Genomic DNA, 25,588 nt, shown 5'->3' with positions numbered 1-25,588 from the left:
ACAGCCAGCGATGATGCCGGCGGGCACGACACGCTTACCGGCATCATGCTCAAGATCGTGTCGGTGGCGGTCTTCGTCGGCATGCAGACCTGCATCAAAGCCGCAGGCACCGTTCCGGCCGGCCAGATTGTCTTCTTCCGCTCTTTCTTCGCCATCTTCCCGATCATCGCCTTCCTGGCCTTCAGGAAAGAACTCGGCACTGCCTTCACCACCAAGCGTCCGTTCAACCACATCGCCCGCGGCCTGGTCGGCGTCTGCGCCATGGGGCTCGGCTTTTTCGCGTTGACCCGGCTGCCGCTGCCCGAAGCGATCACGCTGAACTACGCGCAGCCGCTGCTGGTGGTGGTGTTCAGCTCCATCTTCCTCGGCGAGGCTATCCGCGTGTATCGCTGGAGTGCGGTCGCGGTCGGCCTGGTCGGCGTGCTGATCATCTCCTGGCCGGAACTGACGCTGCTGAGTTCCGACCAGGCGCTCGACGACCAGGAAGTGCTTGGCGTCATGGCCGCTCTTGTCGCGGCAGCGATCTCGGCCGTCGCCATGCTCTTGGTGCGCAATCTCGTGCAAAGCGAGCGTACGGCGACCATCGTGCTGTGGTTTTCGGTGACGGCGAGCGTCATGTCGCTGCTGTCGCTGCCATTCGGCTGGCAGGCGCTGACGCCGCTCCAGGCGGCCCTTCTTGTTGCCGCCGGCTTCTGCGGCGGCCTTGGCCAGATCCTGATGACGGCGGCCTATCGCCATGCCGAAGCCTCGGTCGTGGCGCCGTTCGAATACACCTCGATGATCCTAGGCCTCGTCGTCGGCTATCTCGTCTTCGGCGACGTCGCCACGCTCCATATGCTTGTCGGCGGCCTGATCGTCGTCGCCGCCGGCATCTTCATCATCTGGCGCGAACGCCAGCTCGGCCTGGAGCGCACCCGCACGCGCAAGGCATCTTTGCCTGAAGGGTGATTACGACAGCTCGGCTCGCTCCTTCGCCAACCGAACCAGCACCGTCCTCGTCTGTTCGTCGGCGGGGAAAAACGATTCGATCGCCAGTTCCGAAAGCGTCACGTCGAGCGGCGTGCCGAACACGGTGATGGTGCTGATGAACGACAGCACCTGATCGCCATGCGCCAGCCTGAGCGGATGCACGATGGCGTTCGGCTCGACCGGCGACGGCCGGCTGCCTCTCAAGCCTGACGGATAAGTCCTCAGCTCACGCTCGAGTTCGATCAGCACCGCGTCGCCGCTCGCGTCATTCTGGTGTTTCAGGCGCTCGAGCAGATGCGTGCGCCATTCCTGAAGATTGACGATGCGTGGCGCGATGCCGCCGGGATGCAGGCTGAGGCGAAGCACGTTGACCGGCGGCGTCAGCAGCGAAGCCTCGCTGACATCGGCAAGGAAGGGAGCGATGGCGGCGTTGGCCGAAACCAGGTTCCAGTGGCGGTCGACAGCGAGTGCCGGGAACGGCTCGTGGCCTTTGAGCACGATTTCGACCGCCGCCATCGCCGGTGCCATTGTCGTGTCGGTCAGCGAGCGTTCGCCGAAACTGGGAGCAAAGCCGGCGGCGAGCAGCAACTGGTTGCGTTGCCTCAGCGGGATCGACAATTGCTCGGCCAGATGCAGCACCATGTCGCGCGAGGGCGCGGCGCGGCCGCTTTCGACGAAGCTCAGATGCCGCTGCGAGATTTCGGCCTCCATGGCGAGGTCGAGCTGCGACATGCGCCGGCGCGTGCGCCATTCGCGAATGAGGCTGCCGGCGGAGGTTTGGGCTGTTGTCATGAGTGGATGGTTAGGCTGGTGAGGACGGCATTTCAATTACCTGCAAGGTTATCGCTAGGTGAGCGCTCGCAGCTTTGCCTTCACTTCGAGGAAATCCCGCCACGCCAGCTTCTTGTGCGACGGGGTTCGCAGGAGATAGGCCGGATGCAGCGTCGGCATGGCCGGGATGGCGATGCCGGATGCCGTCGTGTGAACGCGCCAATTGCCGCGCAGCCGCAATATGCCTTCCGAGGTGTTGAGCAAGGTCTTGGCCGACGGGCCGCCAAGGTTGATCAGCACCTTAGGATTGACCAGCTCGATCTGCCGTTCGATGAACGGCCGGCAGATCTCGGTTTCGTGCGGCGTCGGCGTGCGATTGCCCGGCGGCCGCCAGGGAATGACATTGGCGATATAGGCTGAAGTGCGGTCGAGCCCGATCGCGGCCAGCATGCGGTCGAGCAGCCGGCCCGAGCGGCCGACGAAGGGCAGGCCCTCGATGTCCTCGTCGCGGCCGGGCGCCTCGCCGACCAGCATGACGGCGGCTTCCGGGTTGCCGTCGGCAAACACCAGGTTCCTGGCGGTGGCCTTGAGATTGCAGCCCTCGAACGCCGCCATATGCTGGCGAAGCTCGTCCAGCGTCGTTGCTGTGGTCGCCAATTGGCGGGCAAGTGCCGCCTGCGCTTCGTCGGGAACCGCAGTCGTCGCAGACGGCGACCGCGCGACGGGTGGTGCATTTGCTCTGTCCCCGGCTTCGCCGCGGGACACGGTCGTCGAGCGCAGCGGTGCGGCGGTGCCACCCGAAGGCGCTGCGATCGGCGCGCGCTCCATCGGCTTTGGCGCAACCTCGGCGAACCGGTTCACCGGCTGCTCTTCGAGCGCCTCGTCGACGCCCACGCTGGCGTAAAACGCCAGCAGGTCGGCGATATCAGGTCTGTTGGTTGGGGAAGCGGCAGTCATCGATTCACATTCGTCCGCGTGGCGGCAATTTGCAAGGCTGGCAGCTTGGGTTCCTTCGGAGCCTCTCGCCGGCGCGTTGGCTGATGGAGCATCAAACGAAAAACCCGCCTGTGCGGCGGGTCACTGGCGCAACTCAGCACCATAGGCAAAAATGTACCATAGCTGAGCTCACCGAGTCAAGAAAAAATTCCTATCGTGTCAGCCCGTTGGTATGCGCGGATCCTGCACCAGGTAGAAGGTCCATCTGGGCGTGTAGTCGGTCATCAGGAATTCGAAGCTGGCGGTTTTCAGCGGGTCGACCTTGCCATTCCTGAACAGCAGCCGGTCATAGGGTTCGAAATCGCGATCGAAATCGGCGAAATTGCTCGACCGGATATTGTCCGGCGTCTTGTTGCGCTGGTCGAAGGAAAGCCCGTCGCCGAACACGCTGGGCTGGTTCAGGATCTCCTGCAATTCGAACTGGAATTCGACCCAGGCCTGGCCGCTGTTGTTGAGCACCTCGATGCGCATATACATCATGCCGTTGGCGAATTCGCCGGCCTTGCCGAAGGCCTGGATCGGCTTTGTCGTGCGGATCGTCAGCGTCACCGGCGTTGACGAAGTCAACTCTTCGGTGATGACGAACGGATCGTCCTTCGTGCCGATGCCCGAGGCGCCGGTGATGTGGAAGCCGCCAAGCTCGTCGGAGAAGGAGTAGGCGCCCGCCGCCCAGACCTTCACTTCGTCGGCGGCAGCGTGATGCGGCGCCAGCATCAGAAGGGCCAAAAGGAGCGCCCGGCGGATCCGGCCGGGCGGGAAAAGAAAGCGCGTCGATGAAAAGCCGGCTGGCCCAGGAAAGCGCATGGCGTGAAGTATGGCCGATAAGCAAGCCGTCGAACAATTAAAAACGCGCGCCTCGCAGGCAATGGCGGGCGAAAAGCAGTCTTCCAGCCTCGCAATGCGCGACTTTTTGGCCAAAACGGCATTGTCACGTATGCGCCGGTTTCCTGTCGTCAATTGATGCGCTATGCAGCGCGGGAGCCAGCAAGATACCCGAATGGGATAAGCCAGTGCGGAGGGGTTGATGAGCGACATCGAACGCGAAAGCATGGAATTCGACGTGGTTATCGTCGGTGCCGGGCCGGCGGGCCTCGCCGCCGCCATCCGCCTCAAGCAGGTCAATCCCGAGCTTTCGGTCGTCGTCCTGGAGAAGGGCGGTGAGGTCGGCGCCCATATTCTCTCCGGCGCCGTCGTCGATCCGATCGGCATCGACCGGCTCTTGCCGGGCTGGCGCGACGAGGACGGCCATCCCTTCAAGACGCCGGTCACCGCGGATCATTTCCTGGTCCTTGGTCCTGCCGGCTCGTTCCGTCTGCCCAACATTTTCATGCCGCCGCTGATGAACAATCACGGCAACTACATCGTTTCGCTGGGCAATGTCTGCCGCTGGCTGGCGACCAAGGCCGAAGCGCTCGGCGTCGAGATCTATCCGGGCTTTGCCGCTGCCGGCCTGCTCTACAATGAGCAAGGCGCCGTCACCGGCGTCGTCACCGGCGACATGGGCGTCGAGAAGGACGGAACGCACGGCCCGGGTTTCGCACCCGGCATGGCGCTGATGGGCAAATATGTGCTGATCGGGGAGGGCGCTCGCGGCTCGCTCGCCAAGCAGCTGATCGCCAGATACCAGCTTTCCGATGGCCGCGAACCGGGCAAATACGGCATCGGCCTGAAGGAACTCTGGCAGGTCAAGCCGGAGAACCACCGGCCGGGGCTGGTCCAGCATTCCTTCGGCTGGCCGCTTGACTTGAAGACCGGCGGCGGCTCGTTCCTCTACCATCTCGAGGACAACCAGGTGGCGGTCGGCTTCGTCCTCCACCTCAATTACAAGAATCCCTGGCTGTCGCCGTTCGAGGAATTCCAGCGCTTCAAGACCCATCCGGCGATCGCGGCTACGTTCGAAGGCGGCAAGCGGCTGGGCTATGGCGCGCGCGCCATCACCGAGGGCGGCTGGCAGTCGGTGCCGAAATTGTCCTTCCCCGGCGGTGCGCTGATGGGCTGTGCCGCGGGCTTCGTCAACGTGCCGCGCATCAAGGGTTCGCACAATGCGGTGCTGTCCGGCATGCTGGCGGCCGAGCATGTCGCCGAGGCGATCGGCGCCGGGCGCGCCAACGACGAACTCGCTTCCTACGAGGAAGCCTGGCGCGCGACCGACATCGGCAAGGATCTGAAGAAGGTGCGCAACGTCAAGCCGCTGTGGTCGCGCTTCGGCACCATCGTCGGTGTCGGCCTTGGCGGCCTCGACATGTGGCTGAACACGCTGTTCGGTGTCTCGCCCTTCGGCACGCTGAAGCATGGCAAGGCCGACTACGCAACGCTCGAGCCTGCCGCCCGGCACAAGAAGATCGCCTATCCGAAGCCCGATGGCGTGCTGACCTTCGACAGGCTGTCCTCGGTGTTCCTGTCCAACACCAATCACGAGGAAAACGAGCCGGTCCACCTGCTTGTCGGCGACATGGAGCTGCAGAAGCGTTCCGAGCACGATGTCTTTGCGGGCCCCTCGACGCGCTATTGTCCGGCCGGGGTTTACGAGTGGGTCGATAAGGACGGCAACGCCGCCGCCGATCCCACGGCCAAGGATGTGCGCTTCGTCATCAACGCGCAGAACTGCGTCCACTGCAAGACATGCGACATCAAGGACCCGAACCAGAACATCAACTGGGTGCCGCCGCAAGGCGGAGAAGGCCCGGTCTATCAGGGCATGTAGGCCCGCGCCGGCCGCAGCGTGCAAAGGTCCCGACGATGGCTCGGGGTCTCCCGTGGCATGTGGAACATTAGAACTGTTGAAACTGCCGCGCGCTTATGGTTCCATTCCTTGACGATAAGGAGATGGCCATGCGCCTGACGGTTCTGGCATGCCTTGTGGCGATCGGTGCGCTGTTCGGTCTGGCTTCGGCGGCCTCGGCCGGCACCAGGGTGGTGGTCAAGACGCGGACCTACGACATCACCGGGAACACGGGGCTGGCGCTAGTCCAAGCTATGGACCGCAAGGGGCCGAAGCACGGCTTCATGACGCATGCCATCGCGCTGACCGGCTACGCAGTGGATTGGGACCTTGACACCAGCCAGGACAATGGCGTCTGCCGCTTGCGGCGTGCCAACGGCACGCTCAATCTCTTCTACACATTTCCGCGTGTCGCCTCGGCCACCACCCCGACGCTCCGGAAGCGCTGGACGCGGTTCTTCGCCGGCGTCCGCGCCCATGAGGAAACCCATGGCCGCATCGCCAGGGAGATGATGCGGGCCACGGAAAGATCCATCTCCGGCCTCAGGATTGCCGACGACCGGTCCTGCTACAAGACACGTCGCGAGGCACAGCGACGCATCAAGGCCACCAATGCCGCATATAAGGCCAAGCAGCTCGCTTTCGATGCGCGCGAGCATCGCGACGGCGGCCATGTCCAGCATCTCGTCATCGCTTTGGTCAGGCCCTGATCCTTCAGCCTGGCGTCTTGCCGGCCTGGACAATGGCCGCGGTCGCGGTTTCATGTTCATCGAGCGGCTTTTGCTGGTTCAGCCTGAGCGAGAACTCCACCATGACCGGAAGGTGATCCGAGCCGGTGTCTTCCAGCCGTGTCGCCGAATGGATCGTCACGCCGCCCTTGCTGAAAACCTGGTCGATCGGCAGGCCGGCGAAGCGCCGCAGGAAATCCGGCAGCCTGATGTGGATCCAGGTCGGGCCGGCGGAAGGCATGACGGTCAGCCCGCCAAGCGCCGCGACCCGCCGCACGGCGGCACTCCATGGGGCGGCATTGCAGTCGCCCGCCATGATGGCCGTCTCGCCGAGCGCGGAAAGCGGCTCCGTCAACTCGCCGATCTGCCAGTACTGCTCGCGTGGCCAGGGCCAGCTGAGATGGATCGCGGCGACATCGACGTCGATGCCGCCGAAGTCGACGGTCGCTGTCGCCATGGCACCACGCCTTTCGCAACGCGCCTCGGTGCCGGCGGCAAAGGGCCGCCGCGAGAGCAGCGCGACGCCGAATATCTTGTTAGGGTAAGGACAGAGGATCCGGTATGGATATGCGCTGCTGATATAGCCAAGCTCGGTCGCCCACATCGCCGACACCTCGTCGAGGGTGATCACGTCGGGATTGGTCCGGCCGATCAGCGACAGCACCTTCTTCGGCGTTGGATTGTCGTAGCGCAGGTTCATCTGCAGCAGCTTGTAGATCGCGCGGTCTTCGTTCTTGGCTTCATAGGCGGCCTGAACCGGCCACAGGCGGGAGAAGGACAGCGAGCCGGAAGTGGTGGCGAAGGCCGCCACGGCAAAAAGCAGTGCCACGGCCGCTTGCAGTCGAAATGTCGTGGCCAGCAGCGGCAACGCGCAAAGCGCCATCAGCACGGCAAGGTGGACGCGGAAATGCGAGAAGGAATCGAAGGCGGGATGCAGCGTTCCGAAAAACCCGGCCACCAGCGCGATCGAACAGGCCAGCATTGCCAGGAATGCAACCGAAATCAGCAATGTCCCGAAGCCCGCTCTCTCCATGCCGCCTGCTTATCGGCAGAAATGCGGCTCAATCAAGATGACGAAATGCCCATGCGATGCGTGGAAGCGGCCTACTGGAACGCCGTTTCCGAAAAACTTCTGAGCTTGCGCGAATGCAGCCGTTCCATCGGCATTTCCGCGAGCTTCTCCATAGCCCTGATGCCGATGGTCAGGTGCTGCGCCACCTGGCGCTTGTAGAATTCGGTCGCCATGCCGGGCAGCTTCAACTCGCCATGCAGCGGTTTGTCCGAAACGCACAGCAGCGTGCCGTAGGGAACACGGAAGCGGAAGCCATTGGCGGCGATGGTCGCCGATTCCATGTCGAGTGCGATGGCGCGAGATTGCGACAGACGCTGTACCGGCCCACGCTGGTCGCGCAGTTCCCAGTTGCGATTGTCGATGGTGGCAACGGTGCCGGTGCGCATGATGCGCTTCAGGTCGTAGCCCGAAAGGCCGGTGACTTCGGCGACGGCTTCCTGCAACGCCACCTGGATCTCGGCCAGCGGCGGGATTGGCACCCAGACCGGAAGATCGTCGTCCAGCACGTGGTCCTCGCGCACATAGGCATGCGCCAGCACATAGTCGCCAAGCGCCTGCGTGTTGCGCAGGCCGGCGCAGTGACCGAGCATCACCCAGGCATGCGGCCTCAGCACCGCAATATGGTCGGTGATGGTCTTGGCGTTGGAAGGCCCGACGCCGATATTGACCATGGTGATGCCGCCATGTCCCGATTTCTTCAGGTGATAGGCCGGCATCTGCGGCAAGCGCGGCGGTGCAACGCCTTCGCTGGGCGCGCTCTGCCCGCCCTTGGTGATGACATTTCCCGGCTCGACGAACTCCGTGTATCCGCCGCCGCCATTGGCCATCAGGTCGCGGGCGCGGGCGACGAATTCGTCGATGTAGAACTGATAGTTGGTGAACAGCACGAAGTTCTGGAAATGCTGCGGCGTGGTTGCCGTATAGTGCGACAGCCGGTGCAGCGAATAGTCGATGCGCTGCGCCGTGAAAGGCGCCAGAGGCCTCGGCTCGCCGAAGGCGACTTCGAAGGTGCCGTTGGCGATCTGGTCGTCGGTGCCATCGAGATCGGGCACGTCGAACAGGTCGCGGATCGGCCGCTTGATACGCTCTGCCGCCGCGCCGTCGACATGGGTGCCTTCAAGGAAGGCGAAATGCAGCGGGATGGGTGTGGTCGATTCCGACACCGTGACCGCAACCCCATGATTGCGCATGATCAGGCGCAACTGCTCGACGAGGTAGCTTTCGAACAGGCCCGGCTGGGTGATGGTGGTGGAAAAATGCCCAGGTGTCGGCATATGCCCATAGGCCTGGCGCGAGTCGATCTGGGTGAATGAGTTGGTGGTGACGCCGATCTCCGGATAGAAGGCCCGGTAGCGCTTGCCATTATCACCGCCTGCTGCCGCCAATTCTGCGAAGGAGTCGCGCAGGAACCTGGTGTTGCGATCGTAAAGCGCCTGCAGTGCCTTGACGGCCTTTTCGGCGCTATCAAAGCTTTGCCGGCCAAAAGGCTCCGGCATGACGACAGATTCGATGGCTTGTGGGTAGATTCGCTTTTCCATGGCTCAATATAGAGACTTGGATCGACACTTGGGAGGGGTGTCGCGACCGAAGGCGGTCAAAGCGCCGTTTTTCTTCAACCGCGCTGCAGGCTGACCAGAAGCACAAAGCCGACGCCGGACTTCTTCAGGGCCGGTGCGTCGATCGTCGAGCCGGTGTCGGCGCGCATCATCGGCACGGCCAGGACCGGAGCGGCCAGAACCGTCAGGATAAGCGCCGCCCGCGGCAGAAGCCGAAGGGTCTTGAGAGCGTTGGCGGCGATGCGGTTCATGGCGTTCAGCTTTTCTTTTCGAGGTCTTGGTTTCTTTGTTCAGTTGCGAAGATGGGTGGGGCAGGCGAGGCGGCAGGTTCTGGAACTGGCTTCGTCCCAGGCGCGGGCCGGACGGCCCGCTTCAGCGACGAGGATGGCGAAGAACATTCCAAACAGGCTCACCAGCAGGCAGACGATGGTGAAGCGGCGAGCAAGCATTGGGTCGGTCTCCTTCAACACGCCGGAGAATGCCCTGATGCAACTGAACCGGCTCTGATGGCGGCGTTCATCTGCGGTTCAAGATGATTGACGGGGTTTCGACGGCGCCGGCGTCGGTTGGATAGCCGCCGGCAGGTATCGAGCATCACCGGTGCAGGATGTGTCGCAAAACGAAAACGGGGCCCGTCGGGGCCCCGTCCTCATGTCGCAAGGATGCGCTCGATCAGAGTTTGTGCCAGGTCTGGCTTTCGCACAAAATGCCAAGAACACACCCTGATACCTTTAGAGTACTGCCAGAGAGCGTGCCGCTTCCGCTGTAGGTTTTTCCATTGGAGGGCCGGGTCAGGGATCCTTTGTATTTATTGCCTCCTGTACCCTTCATGCTGCCAATTGCCTGTCCAGCATACTGCCCTGTTTTGACCGTCATGCAGAATGATGCACCACAGGGGCTGATTGCCACAGTGTCTCCATCCTCGGTCTTCCAATTGCCTTCGATCGGGTCGGCCCATGCCGCACCCGCCATGATCAACATGGCCGCAAGGGCCAGGCTCACTTTTCGAAACATGTCTTCCTCCCTTTGGATGTCCGGCCGGATGCTCCGCCTCGCCGAACTGCCGTTTACGCAAACGTAAGCTAATCCAGCTCCCGGCAAAACAAAAGCGGTGCCGCAGCGGAAGACTTTCGGATTTTGAAGGGCCCTGAATGCGCCTCCTGGCAAAGGAAATGAAACGATCGGCGCATCGCCTTTGTCTCCTGTGGTTAGCGAAGTCTTGAATTGGCATCGGGAAATTTTCGTCAAATTTGACGCAAGCAGGCTGAATTGCTGGCTTTGTATCCTTAACGAATTTTTGCGTTTACCTCTTGTTTTAGCTTTGTTTTCCTCAAATTAAGCACGCCATTTAACGACGGATTCAAGCCTGCACGGCATTCTCGAAAGCATCGGAAGAGCAGCCGCCAAGGACGAAAGAAGGCAGCTCTCGGGAGCCTGACAGGGGCCGGAAACAGGGGATTGAAATGGCACGTTTTGAAATGCTTGAAGCAGGTTTCGGCGCCATGGGGGCAACTGCCCAGGCCGACATCCTTTTCGAACTGGGCATGATGTATGCGACCGGCCGCGATTGCGAGACCGATGTCGTTGCCGCCCACAAATGGTTCAACATCGCCGCCATCAAGGGCTCGGCCCGCGCCGCGGAACTGCGCTCGGAACTGTCGGCGGCCATGTCGAAGGTCGAGATCGCCACGGCGCTTCGCGAAGCCCGCGAATGGATGACCATGCACTGAAATCTGCCAATCGCAGACAGGCCTATCGAAGACAGGGAAGCTCCGGGATCAAGGCCGCACAGACGGCCGGACCCGGCGAAATTGAAGGCCGCGCAAGACGGTCACGAGGGCAAGAGAAAGAACGCGGCAGGCCGCAAGGCCCAGTCGTGCGCGACACAGGGAAGCTGAGCGGGATTTTTAGGGGCGGGGGCGCCTGGAGATTGCTCGACGGGCAAAAAAGCCACGACCAGCCGGAACAAGGCTGGCGTGGCTTTTTGCGTGGATGACGTCTTGCAGGCCCAATCGAGCGGCGCCAATGCGCCTAGACAGGCCGAATGAAGGATGAAATTGTCCCGCCTCTCTGGAAGAAGCGTGGCCGGGGCGGCCGCGCGTGAGTGGAGGAGTTCTACCATCATGAAAAAATTGAGTATTTTGAACGCGGCCATATTCGGCCTGATGATGAGCACGCCGGTCGCATTCGCCGACGATATCACCTTTGCGGTGATTGGCCCGATGACCGGACAGCTCGCCACCATCGGCGATCAGTTCAAGCAGGGCGCACAGGCCGCTGCCGATGCGATCAACGCCGCTGGCGGCGTCAACGGCTCGATGATCAAGCTTGATATCGAAGACGACCAGTGCGATCCCAAGCAGGCGGTGTCGGTTGCCAACCGCGTCGTCGCCGATGGCGTCAAGTTCATCGACGGCCATGCCTGCTCGGGTTCGAGCATTCCGGCCTCGGCCGTCTATGCCGAAGCCGGCGCGCTGATGATGAGCCCGGCTTCTTCCAACCCGGTGCTGACCGACGCGGCCGCCAAGGCCGGCTGGCCGACGATCATGCGCCTTTATACGCGTGACGATGCGCAGGGCGCCTTCATCGGCCCATGGATCGCCAAGAAGTTCGCCGGCAAGAATGTCGTCGTCCTGCACGACAAGAGCGCCTACGGACAGGGCGTGGCTGACGCCGTCAGGGCAACGATGAATGCCGGCGGCCTCAAGGAGGTCTACTATGACGGCATCAACGCTGGCGAGAAGGACTATTCGGCTCTCGTTACCAAGCTCAAGGACTTGAAAGCCGACGTCGTCTATTTCGGCGGCTACCATCCTGAAGCTGGCCTGATCCTGCGTCAGTCGGCGGAACAGAACCTGAAGTTCCAGCTGATAATGCCGGACTCCATCGCCTCGCCGGAATTCTGGCAGGTCGCTGGCCCGGCCGGCGAGGGCACCATGTTCGTCTTCCCGTCGGATCCGCAGGCAAAGCCGGAAGCCAAGGCAGCCGTCGAGAAAATCAAGGCCGGCGGTTTCGTGCCGGAGGGCTTCACGCTGTTCTCATACGCCACCATCCAGGCATTCGCCGAAGGCATCAAGCGTGCCGGCAGCGACGATCCGGCCAAGGTTGCCGAGGCGCTGAAGAACGGCACGCCGATCAGCACCGTTGTCGGTAATGTCACCTTCGACGAGAAGGGCGATCTCAAGAATGCCAGCTACGACATCAACCAGTGGCATGACGGAAAATATGCGCCGATCGCGCAGTAATCGCCGGCCCGGCGACTGAATAGCATAGAGAAATGGCCGGGTTCGTCCCGGCCATTTTGTTGTTTACCTTCAAACCGTCAGCTGGCTACAGCGGTCGGGATAGCTTGTTCCTCGAAGAATCGCACCAGCACTGTCCCGTCGGTCACCTGCGCGCCCTCGGTGGCAATCTCGGCGATCACGCCGTCATGCGGCGCGGCGATGGTATGTTCCATCTTCATCGCCTCCAGGATCAGCAGCGGTTGGCCCTTGATCACGGCATCGCCCTTTCCCACGCGCACCAGCTTGACCAGTCCCGGCATCGGCGCGCGCAGGCTGCCTGAACCCGCCGCTGCCTCGTCGGCCCGTGCCAGCGGGTCCGGCACCGTAAAGGTGTAGCCGACGGCGCCTTCGAACACGGTGATGTGGCCTGGCCAGCGGGCGAGGCGTGGTGTTGAGCGAAAATCATGCGAATTGGTGTCGTCATAGGGCTTGTCCAGCGTCACCTGGAACCGCCCATCATACCGCACCGAAACTTTCGCCACGATTTCGTCTTCGCCAAACTTCAAACGTGTGCGTCGCGCCACGCTGTGGAAATGCGCATAACCGGCAAGCGACGACCACGGATCGTTGGGTGACGGCGATGCTCCGGCGCCGGAGGCCGCAACGGCCGCGGCAGCGATGGTTTCGCCGGTCGGCGGCGCGACCTCGGTCAGCGCCGTCTGGTGCCTGGCGATCAGGCTGGTGTCGACATCGCCTGCGGCGAAATCCGGATCGGCGGCGAGAGCGGCAAGAAAGGCGGTGTTGACGGTCGAGCCGGCGATCTCGGTCCGGGATAGCGCCGCGCCAAGCGCCTCCAGAGCCGCCTGCCTGTCCGTTGCGTGGACGACCAGCTTGGCAATCATCGGGTCGTAATAGGGCGAGATGGCGTCACCCGCTCGCACGCCAGTCTCGATGCGCATCGTGGCGCCTTGCGGGGCCGCATCCGGAAATTTCAGATGATGCAGCGTACCGGTCGCCGGCAGGAACCCTTTTGCCGCGTCCTCGGCATAGATGCGCGCCTCGAAGGCATGGCCGACGAGCGCGATCTCGCTTTGCGTCTTGGGCAGCTTTTCGCCTGACGCGACCCGCAACTGCCACTCGACCAGGTCGGTGCCGGTGACCATTTCGGTGACCGGGTGCTCGACCTGCAGACGGGTGTTCATCTCCATGAACCAGAAGCGGTCGGAATTCAGGCCCTGCGAGGCATCGACGATGAACTCGATGGTGCCGGCGCCTGAATAATTGATCGCTTTGGCGGCCTTCACCGCCGCCTCCGTCATCGCCTTGCGCAAAGCGGGCGTCATGCCGGGCGCCGGCGATTCCTCGATCACCTTCTGGTGGCGGCGCTGCGCCGAGCAGTCGCGCTCGTAGAGATGCACGACATTGCCCAAATTGTCGCCGAAGACCTGCACTTCGATATGGCGCGGCTTGTCGACATATTTTTCGACCAGCACACGGTCGTCGCCGAACGCGGCTTTCGCCTCGCGCCGTGCGCTGGACAGCGCCTCGGAAAACTCATCGGGATGCTCGACCCGGCGCATGCCCTTGCCGCCGCCTCCGGCGCGCGCCTTGATCAGCACGGGATAGCCGATCTCGCGTGCCTTGGAGGCAAGCAGCACGATCTCCTGCGCCTCGCCATGATAGCCCGGCACGACCGGCACGCCGGCCTTTTCCATCAGCCGCTTGGCGGCGTCCTTCAGCCCCATGGCACGAATAGAGGCCGCGGATGGGCCGATGAAAATAAGCCCCGCCGCTGTCACCTGGTCGACGAAATCGGGATTTTCAGAAAGGAAGCCGTAGCCGGGATGAATGGCTTGCGCACCCGTTGCCAAGGCCGCCGCGATGATCTTGTCGCCGCGCAGATAGCTTTCGCCGACGGGCGAGGCGCCGATATGCACCGCCTCGTCGGCCATCTCGACATGCAGGGATTTTGCGTCGGCATCCGAATAGATGGCGACGGTACGCACGCCCAGCTTCCGAGCCGTACGGATGACACGGCAAGCGATCTCGCCGCGGTTGGCGATCAGGATCTTGGCGAACATGGAGCCTCCGCAATTAAGGTTCGAAGTCCGTGGGAAGCAGGGCGCTTGAACACCCCCCTCTGTCCGGCAGGATAGAGGGGGGTACTGTCCCGCGAACCTATCTCGCCAAGTATTCGCTTAACAATGTCGACCTCTCCCTTACCAAGGGAACGCTCTACGGATGATGCGCGCTGGCCGGTCATCACATCCTGAACACGCCGAAGCGCGTCTCCTCGATCTCCGCGTTCAGCGCGGCCGACAGGCTGAGCGCCAGCACGTCGCGCGTCTTCGCAGGATCGATGATACCGTCGTCCCAGAGGCGTGCGGACGAATAGAGCGGATGGCCCTCATGCTCGTATTTCATCAGGATAGGCTTCTTGAATTTCGCCTCTTCCTCGGCGCTCCATTCTCCGCCCTTGCGCTCGATGCCTTCGCGTTTGACCATGGCAAGCACCGTTGCCGCCTGTTCGCCGCCCATCACCGAGATGCGGGCGTTCGGCCACATCCACAGGAAGCGCGGTGAATAGGCGCGGCCGCACATGCCGTAATTGCCGGCGCCGAACGAACCGCCGATGATGACAGTCACCTTCGGCACCCTGGCGGTGGCAACCGCCATCACCAGCTTGGCGCCATCCTTGGCGATGCCGCCTGCTTCATATTTTCGACCGACCATGAAGCCGGTGATGTTCTGCAGGAAGACCAATGGAATTTTGCGCTGGCAGCACAGTTCGATGAAGTGCGCGCCCTTCAGCGCGCTTTCGGAAAACAGCACGCCGTTGTTGGCGATGATGCCGACCGGCATGCCATGGAGATGGGCAAAGCCGGTGATCAGCGTGGTGCCGTAATTCTGCTTGAACTCGTCGAATTCGGAACCGTCGACGACGCGCGCGATGACCTCGCGCGCGTCATAGGGCTGGCGCAGGTCGGTCGGCACGATGCCATAAAGTTCATCCGCCGGATGAAGCGGCGGAATCGCTCTCCTAGAGTTCAGGCTTACAGTCTTGTTCCGATTCAGGTTCTTGACGATGCGCCGGCAGATGGCGAGGGCATGGTCGTCGTCCAGCGCATAGTGGTCGGCAACACCGGAAAGCCTGGTGTGCACATCCGCACCGCCGAGATCCTCGGCACTGACATCCTCGCCCGTCGCCGCCTTCACCAGCGGCGGGCCGCCGAGGAAGATGGTTGCCTGATTGCGCACCATGATCGTCTCGTCGGACATCGCCGGCACATAGGCGCCGCCCGCCGTGCACGAACCCATGACGCAGGCGATCTGCGGAATGCCTGATGCCGACATGTTGGCCTGGTTGTAGAAGATGCGGCCGAAATGCTCGCGGTCGGGAAACACCTCGTCCTGGTTGGGCAGATTGGCGCCGCCGCTGTCGACGAGGTAGATGCAGGGAAGATTGTTCTGCAGCGCGATCTCCTGCGCCCGCAAATGCTTCTTCACGGTCAGCGGATAATAGGTGCCGCCCTTCACGGTGGCGTCGTTGACGACGACCATCACCTCGGTGCCTTCGACGCGGCCGATGCCGGCGATCATGCCGGCCGAAGAGATCTCCTCGCCATACATCGACCATGCCGCGAACTGGCCGATCTCGAGGAAGGGTGAGCCGACATCCAGCAATTGCGCAAGGCGCTCGCGCGGCAGAAGCTTGCCGCGCGAGACATGGCGCTCACGCGCTTCCTCCGAACCGCCGAGCTCGACGGTGGCGGCCTTTTCCGCAATGTCGGCGACCAGCGCCCGCATGCGCTCGGCGTTGGCACGGAAGGTTTCGGAGGAGGGGGAGATCTGGGTTTGCAACGTGGCCATACCTACACCCCCTCCGCCATGATCTCGCGGCCGATCAGCCAGCGGCGGATTTCGCTGGTGCCGGCGCCGATCTCGTAGAGCTTGGCATCGCGCAACAGGCGGCCGGTTGGATAGTCGTTGATGTAGCCGTTGCCGCCAAGCAGCTGAATGGCGTCGAGCGCCATCAGCGTCGCCTTCTCGGCGGCAAACAGCACGCAGCCGGCGGCATCCTTGCGCGTCGTCTGGCCACGATCGCAGGCGGCGGCGACGGCATAGACATAGGCGCGCGCGGCATTCAGCGTCGTGTACATGTCGGCCAGCTTGCCCTGCACCAGTTGGAACTCGCCGATCGCCTGTCCGAACTGCTTGCGCTCATGCACATAGGGGATTGCCACGTCGAGGCACGCCGCCATCAGGCCGATCGGGCCGCCGGCAAGCACCGTGCGCTCATAGTCTAGGCCAGACATCAGCACTTCGACGCCGCGCCCTTCCTCATGCAGCACATTGTCGAACGGCACCTCGACATTTTCGAACACCAGCTCGCCGGTGTTGGAGCCGCGCATGCCGAGCTTGTCGAGCTTTTGCGCCACGGAAAATCCGGCAAAAGCCTTCTCGACGATGAAGGCGGTGATGCCGCGCGATTTCTGGTCCGGATCCGTCTTGGCATAGACCACCAGCGTCTCGGCGTCCGGCCCGTTGGTGATCCACATCTTGGTGCCGTTGAGCACGTAGCGGTCATTGCGCTTTTCGGCGCGCAGCTTCAGCGAGACGACGTCCGAGCCGGCGCCGGATTCCGACATCGCCAGCGCGCCGACTCGCTCGCCCGAGCACAGTGGCGGCAGGTATTTTTCCTTCTGCGCCGGCGTCGCCCAGCGGTTGATCTGGTTGACGCAGAGGTTGGAATGGGCACCGTAGGAGAGGCCGACCGAGGCCGAAGCGCGCGAAATCTCCTCGACGGCGATCACATGGGCGAGATAGCCCATGCCGCTGCCGCCGAAATCGGGGTCGGCGGTGATGCCGAGCAGGCCGAGCGCACCGAATTCGCCCCACAGATGCGCCGGGAATTCATTCGAGCGATCGATGTCGGCGGCGATCGGCGCGATCCGGTCCTGGGCAAAGCGCCGCACCATGTCGCGCAGCGCCTCGATCTCTTCGTCATGCCCGAAGCTGAGCGTGTTGGTGTACATTTTTCTCCTCCCTGCGCATGACCCCGAAAATCGACTTTGATTTTCGGAAAGGGATCATGCGCGAATCAAAATGCTGCAGCGTCCTTTGCGCGTCCGAAGGGACGCGCGGCGCTGTAGGCGTCGATCTTCGCGCCGACGAGCCGCATTGTCATTGAAAGATATCTCGTGGTCACTTCGCCGATCGACAGCCGTTCGCCCGGCCGAAACCAGACGATGACGCCGGTCATCATCTGGATCAGCGCCATGGCGGTCAGTCCGGTGTCGTCGATGCTGAAGGTGCCCGTCTCGGCGCCGTCGCGCAGGATGGTGCGCAGCTCCTTCTCGTAGGCAGTGCGCATGCGCAGGATCTGCGTCAGCCTTTCCGGCGACAGGCTGCGCAATTCCATGTTCGACACATGCGTGGCGTGCCGTCGCTCGATGTGGAAAGTGATGTGGTTTTCGACATAGGCCGAAAGCCGCTGCACGGGATCCGCATTAACCGGGCGAGCTGTTTCCCACGCTTCGGTCAAACCTTCCATGTGCTCGCGCATCAGCGTGAACAGAAGCTCTTCCTTGGTCGGAAAGTAGCGGTAGAGCGCGGCCGCCTGTACGCCGACCTCGGCGGCGAGCTGTCGCATCGACATCGCCTCGTAGCCAAAACGCGCGATCAGATTGACCGCCGCCTCACGAATGGTCGCTTCGGTCTTTTCGCCATCAGACCCGGCGGTGCGTGCCATGTCAGCTCCTCTGCGGAGCAATAATAAAACGAACGTTTAATTAATTCAAGGCGCTCAATCCAGATCCGCCTTCATGCCACGATCCTGAACCCAACAGGGGCGTTTTCTGCCTCCAACTCCTCGACGTCGACCTTGGAAACCAAAGCCCCGGCCGGCCCTTTCCAGAGGCGCTCGATCATTGTCGAGACCGCCTCATCGAGGCCTGCGATCTCGGCCGTTACGGACCCGTCCGCTTCATTGCAAACCCAGCCCGCAAGACCAAGGCCCGTGGCCTCATCCCGGGCCCAGGCTCTGAAGCCGACGCCTTGCACGTTACCGTAGACGCGTGCGTGCACTTTCCTGCGATGACCAGCCATGAATCTCTCCAAGCCTGTCTCGTTTTGAATCTGGCGCACGACCTGAGGAATGCAACCTGCGCGCGGACGCAATAGCTGGGCCTTCCGGCTTTAGCTGGCCTTCTGGCCTTGAATTTAATTGACTCAGTCCACTAATTTAGGAAAATGGAACTGCTTTATTAGGAGCTGGCCGCAAATGTTGGACGAACGCAACGCATTGGTGGCCGATGTCCGGCGCTTCAATCGCTTCTACACGCGCACTGTCGGCCTTCTCGACGAGACGCTGACACAAAGTGCATTCACTTTGACCGAGGCGCGCGTGCTGTTCGAACTGGGTCACCGCAGCAACCCGGCTTCCGCCGAAATCGCCGGCGAGCGAGGTTTCCTGGTTGGGGCTTTTCGGCTGGAGAATGGCCCGGCGGCCTCCGAAATATCGAGACAGTTGCGTGTCGATGCCGCCTATCTGACGCGGATCCTGCGCAAGTTCGCGGGCCAGGGGCTGACCGAGGCCAGAACGGACCCGGCTGACCGGCGCCGAAGGGTTCTCTCGCTGACCGCAAGGGGCGAGGCAGCGCTTGCCAGGCTGCAGGCGGCGGCCGATCGGGACACGGCGCGGCTGATCGAAAGCGTACCCGACGACAGGTTGCATGAACTGCGCAGCGCCTTGCGCAAGGCGGGGGAATTGCTGGGCGATCCCACCCGTGAAAGCGGCGAGGTGACGTTGCGGCCGCATCGCGTCGGCGATGTCGGCTGGGTCGTGCAGCGCCAGGCCCAACTTTATGCCGAGGAATATGGCTGGACGATCGAGTTCGAGGCCATGCTCGCCGAGATCGGCGCCGATTTCATTCGCAATTTCGTGCCCGGCCGCGATTTCTGCTGGATCGCCGAGCGCGGTGGTCAGCCGGTCGGCGCGGTGTTCCTGGTTCATCAGGACGACAAGGTGGCCAAGCTGAGAATGCTGCACGTCGAGACGTCGGCGCGCGGCCTCGGCATCGGCAAACGACTGGTGGCGGAATGCGTGAACCAGGCCCGGGCTTGCGGCTACACCAAGCTGGTTCTGTGGACCAACGACATCCTCGTTGCGGCGCGCGCGATCTACGAACGTGCCGGCTTCAGGCTGGTCTCGCAGGAGCACCACCGCAGCTTCGGCAAGGATCTGACCGGCCAGACCTGGGAAATGGATTTGTAGGCGGCTTTTGCTGCCGGTTGCGCGCCAGCGGTATCCTAATTACCCCGCGCTGCCGCCAAAGCACCGGGAAGTTCCTCGGCAAAAATGTCGAGCTCGTGATCGAGGCCGACGCTGACGCGGATGCAGCGGTCGAGCCGTGGCACCATCGGCTTGCGGATGAAGACGTCGCGTGACAGCAGGGCTTGCAGAACTTTCAGCGCGAAGGCGCCATCGCCGCAGCAATCGATGGTGACGAAATTGGTCGCCGATGCCAGTGGCTTCAGCCCGTTCGCCTCGGCAATACCGGCGATGCGTCGGCGGCCGGCCGCGACCCGCGCCACCACGCTTTGCAGATAGTGCTGATCGGCGAGCGCCTCGACGCCGGCGATCTGCGCCATGCGGCTGACGCCGTAATGGTTGCGGATCTTCTCGAAGTCGCGGATCACCTGGGCCTCGGCGATCGCATAGCCGCAGCGTATGCCCGCCAGCCCGTACGCCTTCGAGAAGGTTCGCATGCGGATGACGTTTGGCCTGGAGATATCGATCGGCGGCAGCGCCGAGGCCGGCCCGAGTTCGCCATAGGCCTCGTCGAGCACCAGCATGGTGGTTTGCGGCAGCGCCTCGATGAAGCGGATGATCTCGCTCGCCTCCCACCAGCTACCCATCGGATTGTCGGGGTTGGAGAGATAGACCAGCGGGGCCTTGTCCCTGCGCACCGCCGCCAGCAGGCCGTCCAGGCTTTCCCTGTCGTTCTCGTAAGCGACCGTCACCAACCGTCCGCCGACACCGGCAATGTGGAAATTGAAGGTCGGATAAGCGCCGAGCGAGGTGACCACAGCGTCACCAGGCGCGACATACATGCGTGCCACCAAGCTGAGCAGGCCATCTATGCCTTCGCCGACAACGACATTCTCGGCCTTTACGCCGTGATGCGCGGCGACCGCCACCTTCAGATCGAAATTGTCGGGATCGCAATACATCCACATGTCGCTCGCGATCTCGGCCATGCGGGCGATGACGCGCGGCGAGGGACCAAAGCTGCTCTCATTGGCGCCGATGCGGGCGCGAAAAGCGCTGCCACGCTCGCGCTCCTGCGCTTCGGGGCCGACAAACGGCACCGTCGAGGGAAGCGCTGCGATGAGCGGCATGAGGGGAGGGCGCTGATGCATGGTGGAAGCTCGCTTGAAAGGGCCTTCTTGCTAGCGCGCCGGATGGGTCGGTGCAAGTTGCCGCTGGGCCGATCCGTAACGCTGGATTCTTTCGGCCGCTTTTGCTAGCGACACGTGATGAGCAATCGATTGCCACCAGCTTGGTCCAAGCATCTGAAGGCACAGACCGGGCCGACAATCGCGCCGCCGAAAATCGTGCAGCCAAAAATCGCGCAGCCGAAAATTGCGCAGCCGAAAGCGAAACCGCAGCCGCCTGCAGTGAGCGACGACATGCTACTGAGGCAGGCGCTCGAGTTTCAGCAGGCCAAGCGGCTTCCTGAAGCCGAGGAGCTATGCCATCGCGTTCTGACCCGCAAGCCTAACCACGCATTGGCCCTCTACATACTCGGCACGCTCGGGCTTGGTGTCGACAACGAGTTGGCAATTAGGTATTTTGCTCGGGCGGCCGACCAAGAGCCCAACAATCCTTATTATCAACTTAGTCTGGGCGAAGCCTATTTGAAGGTCGGTGACTATCCTCCAGCGATTAGGCATCTGCAGCGCGCCTGTGAACTGAAGCCCGATCTGGTAGAAGCTCTCCGTGGACTAGGAGATGCTTATGGAAAGTTTGACAAGGCAGATATGGCCTTGTCGGTCTATGAGAAGGCACTCGGAATCAATCGAGACCACCCGACGGTCCGAATGGGCCTGGCGAGCGTCCTTATCAACCTTGGACGTATGGACGAGGCGACCAGCTATCTCAAAGAGACCATAGACCATCGGGTTGACGTTGCGGATGCCTATCAGGCTCTTGTTAACATCCACAAATTCTCCGAGGAGCCGCCGGAACTCAAAGAGATTCTCGGTGAAATTTCCAACCCGGCAGCCTCGGACGACCAACCATATGCCCTTCATCTTGCGGCAGGCAAGATCCTGAATGATCTTGGCCGCTATGATGAAGCGATGGACCATTTTCTGAGGGCGAAGGCTGTTAAGCCCCACGACGATTTTGAACTCGAACTCTACCGCAGGCGTGTTGATTCCATCATCCGGCTGTTCAGCGCGGAGTTTTTGACGAGCACGGCGAAGTATGGCGATCCGTCCGAAACCCCCGTATTCGTCTTGGGAATGCCACGCTCAGGCACGACGCTGACCGAGCAAATCTGCTCCAGTCATCCGGATGTCCATGGAGCCGGCGAACTCACCAAGCTGAGACGTATAGCGGCAGCCAGTGGTCTGACGAAGACATCGGAAGAGCCCTTTGGAAAAAACCTCCGGTCGATGACGATCCAGCAATCCCGGACTTTTGCCGAGGACTACCTCGCCAACCTGCGTCTTTATGCGCCCTCCGCGGCGCGAATTATCGACAAGATGCCGCACAATTTCGAGGCTATTGGCCTTATCGCAATCCTCTTCCCGAACGCTCGCATTATCCATTGCCGGCGGGATGCTGTCGATAATTGTTTGTCGCTGTTCTTCTCCAACCTGAATAAAAATCACGCTTACATCAGCGATTTAACGTGTCTTGGACTATACTATCGGGAGTATGACCGGTTAATGCGTCATTGGCATGCGGTGTTGCCTGGGCGGATTCTTGAGAACCGATACGAAGATCTTGTTTCCAGCCAGGAAGGGCAATCCCGCCGGCTGATCGATCATCTTGGGCTCGAATGGGATGACGCCTGCCTCCGCTTCTTCGACAAGGCCGGCTCCGTCAGGACGCTGAGCCGCTGGCAGGTACGCCAGCCGATCTATGGCTCGTCGATCAAGCGCTGGAAAAATTATGAAGGCAGGATTCGGCCGCTGATAAAGGCCCTCGGCGATCTGGCCGAGCTCTGATTAATCTGTACCGTATTCAAGCTGTTTTCGTTGGCGCCGGTAAGGGCGAAAGCGCGGCCCGCTCTCGCGCCCCTGTGCTTTGAGGCGGCAAACGGCACTGCCCGGGATGCCAGGACGAGCCGCGTTAGCTCGCTTTGAAACTTCCCTCTAGAACCCTGCTTGGTTAATGCACGTTGCCGCGAGGCAGGTCAGAACGCTGGATTCCTGCGGCTCTTTTTGCTAGCCAGACACCATGAGTAATCGATTGCCACCAGCCTGGTCCAAGCATCTCAAGGGCCCTGCTGGCCCCAAAATCTCTCAGCAGAAAATCGTGCAACCGACCGCGAAACCAGTGCCGCGCGCGCAGGCAGATGACGCACTGCTCAGGCAGGCCCTCAACCTTCAGCAGGCAGATCGGTTGGCGGAGGCAGAGGCGCTTTGCCAGCGCGTATTGGCGCGCAATCCCCGACATCCTCTTGCTTTGTACTTGCTGGGCACCTTTGCGCTCGATCTGGATGACGAGATGGCCATTCGATGTTTTGAGAGGGCCGTGAGGGAAGCACCTCAAAATCCGCACTATCACCTGACGCTGGGTGAAGCCTATTTGAAGGTCGGCGAACATTCCGATGCTATCCGGCATTTTGAGGTTGCCTGCCAGTTGAAAGCCGACTGGGTGGAGGCGCTTTGCGCACTTGGCCGCGCCTACACCGAATTCGGCAAGGCCGATCTTGCGGTGCCGCTTTATGAGAAAGCGCTTGAAATCGACAGTGGCCGTTCCGCCATTCGAATGGGACTGGCCAATGCGCTTGTAAGCCTCGGCCGGATGGACGAGGCGACAAGACACATGAAGGAGGCGATCAGTCACCGTCAGGATATCGCGGCCGCCTACAACGGCCTGGCCAGCATCCGACAATTCTCTGAAGAGCCGGCGGAATTGAAATCCATTCTGACCGAGCTGAAAAATCCGGGACTCGACAGGAAAAGCACACAGCAGTTCCACCACGCGGCCGGGAAGATACTGAACGATATCAGGCGTTATGACGAGGCGATCGGCCATTTCCGCCAGGCAAAGGAACTGTCAACCCGCCGCTTCGACATGGACTCCTATCGGCGCAGCGTCGATTTCATGATCGAACTGTTCGACCCCCGGATGCTGGCCGCCAAGGCAGATCATGGAAGCACATCGGGCGTGCCTGTTTTCGTGCTTGGCATGCCGCGTTCAGGCACCACTTTGACCGAGCAGATCCTTGCTAGCCATCCCGACGTGCATGGAGCCGGCGAGCTGACAAAGCTCCGGCGCATCACAAACAGGCTGGCGCCGAAAACGCGCTCGCCAGAGGAATTGCGAAGATCTATCCTGGACATGACAGTTGATCAGTCGAAGCTCCTGGCCGATGAATATCTCACCCATATCAGGCAACGATCGCCCGACGCTCGGCGGATAGTCGACAAGTTGCCGCATAATTTTGAGCTTATCGGCCTTATAAGAATCCTGTTCCCCAAGGCACAGATCATTCACTGCCGTCGCGATGCCATCGACAATTGCATCTCGTGCTATTTCTTGAGTTTCAACGAGGACAATATCTACAACGCCGATCTCCATACGCTCGGACTGTATTATCGCGAGTACGACCGGCTTATGCGTCATTGGGACAAGATTTTTCCAGGGCAAATCCTGCAGAACCGCTATGAGGACATGGTCTCCGACCAGGAAGGCCAATCGCGCCGCCTGATCGACCATCTGGGACTGCCCTGGGATGACGCCTGCCTGCGATTCTTTGACAAGGGCGGTGCGGTGAACACGTTTAGCCGCTGGCAGGTTCGACAACCGATCTACACCTCGTCCGTCAGTCGCTGGAAGAACTATGGCAGCGCAATCCAACCGCTGATCGATGGCTTGGGCGATTTGGCTGGGAATTGACCCAGCCGCGAAGGCTCCGGCGTTGCCGGAATGGCGAATAGACCCGATTGCCTTAGCTGTCTGGGCTAGGCTGGCTATTATCGCTCGCAAACCTTCAAGAGGTCTAGGGCTCGGTCTCGGGGCGGCGTAGCAGTATTTTGGCGAGCCAATGAAAATCAGGCAAGAAAAACCCGGCGGTTGCCCGCCGGGTTTCGATTTCGACAAGGCGAAATTGATTAGAAGTCGCGCTGGAAGCGAAGGAGACCGCCGACGTTGTTCTTCTTGGTTGCCAGAACCCAGACGGAGTCGTTGTCGAAGGCTTTTTGACCGACCTGCTGCCAATCGACTTCGGCCGTGACCGTGAGGCCGGGAACAACGGTGTAGGCGACGTTGGCCGCGACGCCGATGTCCTTCCAGTCGTCATACGACGCCTGGAGATTGAACGAGGTCTTCTCGTTGAACTTGTAGGTACCGCCGCCCCACAGAGCCCAATTGCCGCCCCACTGCTTGTAGAAGCCGCGGCCGAGCGCGTCGATGTTGTTGGTATGATCGTTGAGGTTGTCGTCGGTGCCGTAGCCGGCCATCAAGAACAGCGACAGTTCGTTGGTGGCGTTCACGTCCAGGCGAACCTTGCCGGCGACTTCCTCGTAGTTGCTGTCATACGACACAACACCAGTGATGGCGCCCCAGCCCTGCGTGTACTTCAGACCGCCGACGACATGCGGAACATAGCTGTCGATGGTGCCAACCTCACCGGAACCTTCTTCGAGCGAAACCACGGCCGAGAGGCCGTTGCCGGCATCGAAGTAGTACTGGATGACGTTGGTCTGGAAATTGCCGTAGGGCACGATCGTGTCGTTGATGACGTTGCCGGCGTAGCCGATGAACGTATCGAAGGCCGATTCGTCAGCACCGACGCGCAGACCGCCGAGCTGGATCCAGGCGAATTCCAGGGCGCTGCCCTTGTTGCGAGCCTGCCAGCCACCCGCTCCATTGGCAGCGATAGTGTGCCCGTCATCATAGTCGCCGTAGCTGTTGCCGAAATTGATGCGGTATTCGGTGTAGGTCTTCAAGGTGCCGAGCTCGGTTTCCTGGCCGGTCCAGGTCTTCAGCGTGAAGCGGGTGTTCTTCCAATAGGTCGAGTTGTCGTCGCCATTCTGATGGTCCGTAACGTGATTGACGCCATCGAACGAGCCGGCATCGCCCACGCCGATATCTTCGCGGACATAGCCGCCGATGCGCAGGCAGGTCTCGGTGCCGGGNATGTAGAAGTAGCCAGCGCCGTAGACGTCGCAAATCTTGACGTATTCAGCGGGTTCCGGCTCGGCGACGACGACGGCGTCGGCGGCGCGCGCACCGGAAACTGCGATCAGGGCCGCAGCGGAGCCGAGGAGAAGGCTCTTGATGTTCATTTTCTGACCTCCAGTCA

General features: G+C 61.7%; 24 protein-coding genes. 9 read left to right on the top strand and 15 right to left on the bottom strand.

Annotated elements, in window-relative coordinates:
- Window positions 1-45 precede the first annotated feature (45 nt).
- The gene (locus M729_RS0122840) at window positions 46-948 is read left to right on the top strand and encodes a DMT family transporter (RefSeq protein WP_244506971.1); all 903 of its coding nucleotides are present in this window, start codon (window positions 46-48) and stop codon (window positions 946-948) included.
- On the opposite strand, the gene M729_RS0122835 is transcribed toward M729_RS0122840, so the two are convergent.
- From M729_RS0122835 to M729_RS0122825, 3 genes are all read right to left on the bottom strand, one after another.
- Window positions 949-1,761: a helix-turn-helix transcriptional regulator gene (locus M729_RS0122835; RefSeq protein ID WP_027162965.1), complete on the bottom strand. Its 813-nt coding sequence runs from the start codon at window positions 1,759-1,761 to the stop codon at window positions 949-951. It abuts the gene before it with no gap.
- A 54-nt stretch (window positions 1,762-1,815) separates the two neighbouring features.
- Window positions 1,816-2,697, bottom strand: a complete 882-nt coding sequence (locus M729_RS0122830; protein ID WP_027162964.1) for a uracil-DNA glycosylase — start codon at window positions 2,695-2,697, stop codon at window positions 1,816-1,818.
- Between the two features lie 198 nt (window positions 2,698-2,895).
- Window positions 2,896-3,540 (bottom strand): hypothetical protein, encoded by a 645-nt coding sequence (locus M729_RS0122825; protein WP_013532621.1) that lies wholly within the window; start codon window positions 3,538-3,540, stop codon window positions 2,896-2,898.
- Between the two features lie 10 nt (window positions 3,541-3,550).
- Between M729_RS0122825 and M729_RS1000000138505 the strand changes: the two genes are divergently transcribed.
- From M729_RS1000000138505 to M729_RS0122815, 3 genes are all read left to right on the top strand, one after another.
- Window positions 3,551-3,697, top strand: a complete 147-nt coding sequence (locus tag M729_RS1000000138505; RefSeq protein ID WP_156949323.1) for a hypothetical protein — start codon at window positions 3,551-3,553, stop codon at window positions 3,695-3,697.
- Window positions 3,698-3,760: 63 nt separating this feature from the next.
- Window positions 3,761-5,440 carry an electron transfer flavoprotein-ubiquinone oxidoreductase gene (locus tag M729_RS0122820; RefSeq protein ID WP_027162963.1) on the top strand — a complete coding sequence of 560 codons (1,680 nt, stop codon included), beginning with the start codon at window positions 3,761-3,763 and terminating at the stop codon, window positions 5,438-5,440.
- A 128-nt stretch (window positions 5,441-5,568) separates the two neighbouring features.
- Window positions 5,569-6,168, top strand: coding sequence for a DUF922 domain-containing protein (locus M729_RS0122815; RefSeq protein WP_027162962.1), 600 nt, complete (start codon window positions 5,569-5,571; stop codon window positions 6,166-6,168).
- Window positions 6,169-6,172: 4 nt separating this feature from the next.
- On the opposite strand, the gene M729_RS0122810 is transcribed toward M729_RS0122815, so the two are convergent.
- The 5 genes from M729_RS0122810 to M729_RS0122790 all read right to left on the bottom strand — a co-directional run bounded on the left by M729_RS0122810 (window position 6,173) and on the right by M729_RS0122790 (window position 9,828).
- Complete coding sequence (locus tag M729_RS0122810; protein ID WP_013532618.1) at window positions 6,173-7,219, bottom strand: endonuclease/exonuclease/phosphatase family protein; 1,047 nt, start codon at window positions 7,217-7,219, stop codon at window positions 6,173-6,175.
- Window positions 7,220-7,290: 71 nt separating this feature from the next.
- Window positions 7,291-8,754 (bottom strand): AMP nucleosidase, encoded by a 1,464-nt coding sequence (locus M729_RS0122805; protein WP_224674137.1) that lies wholly within the window; start codon window positions 8,752-8,754, stop codon window positions 7,291-7,293.
- Window positions 8,755-8,870: 116 nt separating this feature from the next.
- Window positions 8,871-9,065 (bottom strand): hypothetical protein, encoded by a 195-nt coding sequence (locus M729_RS0122800; RefSeq protein WP_027162961.1) that lies wholly within the window; start codon window positions 9,063-9,065, stop codon window positions 8,871-8,873.
- A gap of 39 nt (window positions 9,066-9,104) precedes the next feature.
- Window positions 9,105-9,263, bottom strand: coding sequence for a hypothetical protein (locus M729_RS1000000138925; protein WP_023812838.1), 159 nt, complete (start codon window positions 9,261-9,263; stop codon window positions 9,105-9,107).
- A 223-nt stretch (window positions 9,264-9,486) separates the two neighbouring features.
- On the bottom strand, window positions 9,487-9,828 hold the full coding sequence (locus tag M729_RS0122790) for a DUF2147 domain-containing protein (RefSeq protein ID WP_027162960.1): 342 nt from the start codon (window positions 9,826-9,828) through the stop codon (window positions 9,487-9,489).
- Between the two features lie 449 nt (window positions 9,829-10,277).
- Between M729_RS0122790 and M729_RS0122785 the strand changes: the two genes are divergently transcribed.
- A complete protein-coding gene (locus M729_RS0122785) occupies window positions 10,278-10,544 on the top strand; it encodes a sel1 repeat family protein (RefSeq protein ID WP_013532614.1) in 267 nt (88 codons plus the stop codon).
- A 393-nt stretch (window positions 10,545-10,937) separates the two neighbouring features.
- Window positions 10,938-12,059 carry an ABC transporter substrate-binding protein gene (locus tag M729_RS0122775; RefSeq protein ID WP_013532613.1) on the top strand — a complete coding sequence of 374 codons (1,122 nt, stop codon included), beginning with the start codon at window positions 10,938-10,940 and terminating at the stop codon, window positions 12,057-12,059.
- A 77-nt stretch (window positions 12,060-12,136) separates the two neighbouring features.
- Here M729_RS0122775 and M729_RS0122770 read toward each other — a convergent pair whose 3' ends face one another.
- The 5 genes from M729_RS0122770 to M729_RS0122750 form a co-directional block, all read right to left on the bottom strand.
- Window positions 12,137-14,119, bottom strand: coding sequence for an acetyl/propionyl/methylcrotonyl-CoA carboxylase subunit alpha (locus tag M729_RS0122770; RefSeq protein WP_027162958.1), 1,983 nt, complete (start codon window positions 14,117-14,119; stop codon window positions 12,137-12,139).
- A 181-nt stretch (window positions 14,120-14,300) separates the two neighbouring features.
- On the bottom strand, window positions 14,301-15,908 hold the full coding sequence (locus tag M729_RS0122765) for a carboxyl transferase domain-containing protein (RefSeq protein ID WP_027162957.1): 1,608 nt from the start codon (window positions 15,906-15,908) through the stop codon (window positions 14,301-14,303).
- 2 nt (window positions 15,909-15,910) lie between these two features.
- Window positions 15,911-17,074 carry an isovaleryl-CoA dehydrogenase gene (locus M729_RS0122760; RefSeq protein WP_027162956.1) on the bottom strand — a complete coding sequence of 388 codons (1,164 nt, stop codon included), beginning with the start codon at window positions 17,072-17,074 and terminating at the stop codon, window positions 15,911-15,913.
- A 65-nt stretch (window positions 17,075-17,139) separates the two neighbouring features.
- Window positions 17,140-17,790 (bottom strand): TetR/AcrR family transcriptional regulator, encoded by a 651-nt coding sequence (locus M729_RS0122755; protein ID WP_027162955.1) that lies wholly within the window; start codon window positions 17,788-17,790, stop codon window positions 17,140-17,142.
- A gap of 71 nt (window positions 17,791-17,861) precedes the next feature.
- Window positions 17,862-18,146 (bottom strand): acylphosphatase, encoded by a 285-nt coding sequence (locus M729_RS0122750; RefSeq protein WP_027162954.1) that lies wholly within the window; start codon window positions 18,144-18,146, stop codon window positions 17,862-17,864.
- Between the two features lie 175 nt (window positions 18,147-18,321).
- On the opposite strand from M729_RS0122750, the gene M729_RS0122745 reads away from it, so the two are divergent.
- On the top strand, window positions 18,322-19,314 hold the full coding sequence (locus M729_RS0122745; protein WP_027162953.1) for a helix-turn-helix domain-containing GNAT family N-acetyltransferase: 993 nt from the start codon (window positions 18,322-18,324) through the stop codon (window positions 19,312-19,314).
- 35 nt (window positions 19,315-19,349) lie between these two features.
- Here the strand turns inward: M729_RS0122745 and M729_RS0122740 are convergent, their stop codons facing one another.
- Window positions 19,350-20,462, bottom strand: coding sequence for a pyridoxal phosphate-dependent aminotransferase (locus tag M729_RS0122740; RefSeq protein ID WP_027162952.1), 1,113 nt, complete (start codon window positions 20,460-20,462; stop codon window positions 19,350-19,352).
- Window positions 20,463-20,579: 117 nt separating this feature from the next.
- On the opposite strand from M729_RS0122740, the gene M729_RS0122735 reads away from it, so the two are divergent.
- Both M729_RS0122735 and M729_RS0122730 read left to right on the top strand, forming a co-directional pair.
- Entirely contained in the window at window positions 20,580-22,280 is a 1,701-nt protein-coding gene (locus M729_RS0122735) for a sulfotransferase (protein WP_027162951.1), read from the top strand.
- 232 nt (window positions 22,281-22,512) lie between these two features.
- Complete coding sequence (locus M729_RS0122730; protein WP_027162950.1) at window positions 22,513-24,180, top strand: sulfotransferase; 1,668 nt, start codon at window positions 22,513-22,515, stop codon at window positions 24,178-24,180.
- A 215-nt stretch (window positions 24,181-24,395) separates the two neighbouring features.
- Here the strand turns inward: M729_RS0122730 and M729_RS0122725 are convergent, their stop codons facing one another.
- Window positions 24,396-25,571: a porin gene (locus M729_RS0122725; RefSeq protein WP_027162949.1), complete on the bottom strand. Its 1,176-nt coding sequence runs from the start codon at window positions 25,569-25,571 to the stop codon at window positions 24,396-24,398.
- Between the last annotated feature and the right edge of the window lie 17 nt (window positions 25,572-25,588).

The organism is Mesorhizobium sp. WSM1293, from assembly GCF_000513875.1.
GTDB classification, from domain to species: domain Bacteria; phylum Pseudomonadota; class Alphaproteobacteria; order Rhizobiales; family Rhizobiaceae; genus Mesorhizobium; species Mesorhizobium ciceri.
Note: the sequence above shows the minus strand (reverse complement) of the source record. Positions and strands in the feature narration are given on the sequence as shown.

Coding starts and splice junctions, on each gene's coding strand:
- M729_RS0122775 (WP_013532613.1), top strand. CDS start 10,938: ATGAAAAAATTGAGTATTTTGAACGCGGCCATATTCGGCCTGATGATG.
- M729_RS0122820 (WP_027162963.1), top strand. CDS start 3,761: ATGAGCGACATCGAACGCGAAAGCATGGAATTCGACGTGGTTATCGTC.
- M729_RS0122750 (WP_027162954.1), bottom strand. CDS start 18,146: ATGGCTGGTCATCGCAGGAAAGTGCACGCACGCGTCTACGGTAACGTG.
- M729_RS0122790 (WP_027162960.1), bottom strand. CDS start 9,828: ATGTTTCGAAAAGTGAGCCTGGCCCTTGCGGCCATGTTGATCATGGCG.
- M729_RS0122810 (WP_013532618.1), bottom strand. CDS start 7,219: ATGGAGAGAGCGGGCTTCGGGACATTGCTGATTTCGGTTGCATTCCTG.
- M729_RS0122735 (WP_027162951.1), top strand. CDS start 20,580: ATGAGCAATCGATTGCCACCAGCTTGGTCCAAGCATCTGAAGGCACAG.
- M729_RS0122805 (WP_224674137.1), bottom strand. CDS start 8,754: ATGCCGGAGCCTTTTGGCCGGCAAAGCTTTGATAGCGCCGAAAAGGCC.
- M729_RS0122825 (WP_013532621.1), bottom strand. CDS start 3,540: ATGCGCTTTCCTGGGCCAGCCGGCTTTTCATCGACGCGCTTTCTTTTC.
- M729_RS0122830 (WP_027162964.1), bottom strand. CDS start 2,697: ATGACTGCCGCTTCCCCAACCAACAGACCTGATATCGCCGACCTGCTG.
- M729_RS0122815 (WP_027162962.1), top strand. CDS start 5,569: ATGCGCCTGACGGTTCTGGCATGCCTTGTGGCGATCGGTGCGCTGTTC.
- M729_RS0122840 (WP_244506971.1), top strand. CDS start 46: ATGCTCAAGATCGTGTCGGTGGCGGTCTTCGTCGGCATGCAGACCTGC.
- M729_RS0122770 (WP_027162958.1), bottom strand. CDS start 14,119: ATGTTCGCCAAGATCCTGATCGCCAACCGCGGCGAGATCGCTTGCCGT.
- M729_RS0122765 (WP_027162957.1), bottom strand. CDS start 15,908: ATGGCCACGTTGCAAACCCAGATCTCCCCCTCCTCCGAAACCTTCCGT.
- M729_RS0122760 (WP_027162956.1), bottom strand. CDS start 17,074: ATGTACACCAACACGCTCAGCTTCGGGCATGACGAAGAGATCGAGGCG.
- M729_RS1000000138505 (WP_156949323.1), top strand. CDS start 3,551: ATGGCCGATAAGCAAGCCGTCGAACAATTAAAAACGCGCGCCTCGCAG.
- M729_RS0122730 (WP_027162950.1), top strand. CDS start 22,513: ATGAGTAATCGATTGCCACCAGCCTGGTCCAAGCATCTCAAGGGCCCT.
- M729_RS0122800 (WP_027162961.1), bottom strand. CDS start 9,065: ATGAACCGCATCGCCGCCAACGCTCTCAAGACCCTTCGGCTTCTGCCG.
- M729_RS0122745 (WP_027162953.1), top strand. CDS start 18,322: ATGTTGGACGAACGCAACGCATTGGTGGCCGATGTCCGGCGCTTCAAT.
- M729_RS0122755 (WP_027162955.1), bottom strand. CDS start 17,790: ATGGCACGCACCGCCGGGTCTGATGGCGAAAAGACCGAAGCGACCATT.
- M729_RS0122785 (WP_013532614.1), top strand. CDS start 10,278: ATGGCACGTTTTGAAATGCTTGAAGCAGGTTTCGGCGCCATGGGGGCA.
- M729_RS0122740 (WP_027162952.1), bottom strand. CDS start 20,462: ATGCATCAGCGCCCTCCCCTCATGCCGCTCATCGCAGCGCTTCCCTCG.
- M729_RS1000000138925 (WP_023812838.1), bottom strand. CDS start 9,263: ATGCTTGCTCGCCGCTTCACCATCGTCTGCCTGCTGGTGAGCCTGTTT.
- M729_RS0122835 (WP_027162965.1), bottom strand. CDS start 1,761: ATGACAACAGCCCAAACCTCCGCCGGCAGCCTCATTCGCGAATGGCGC.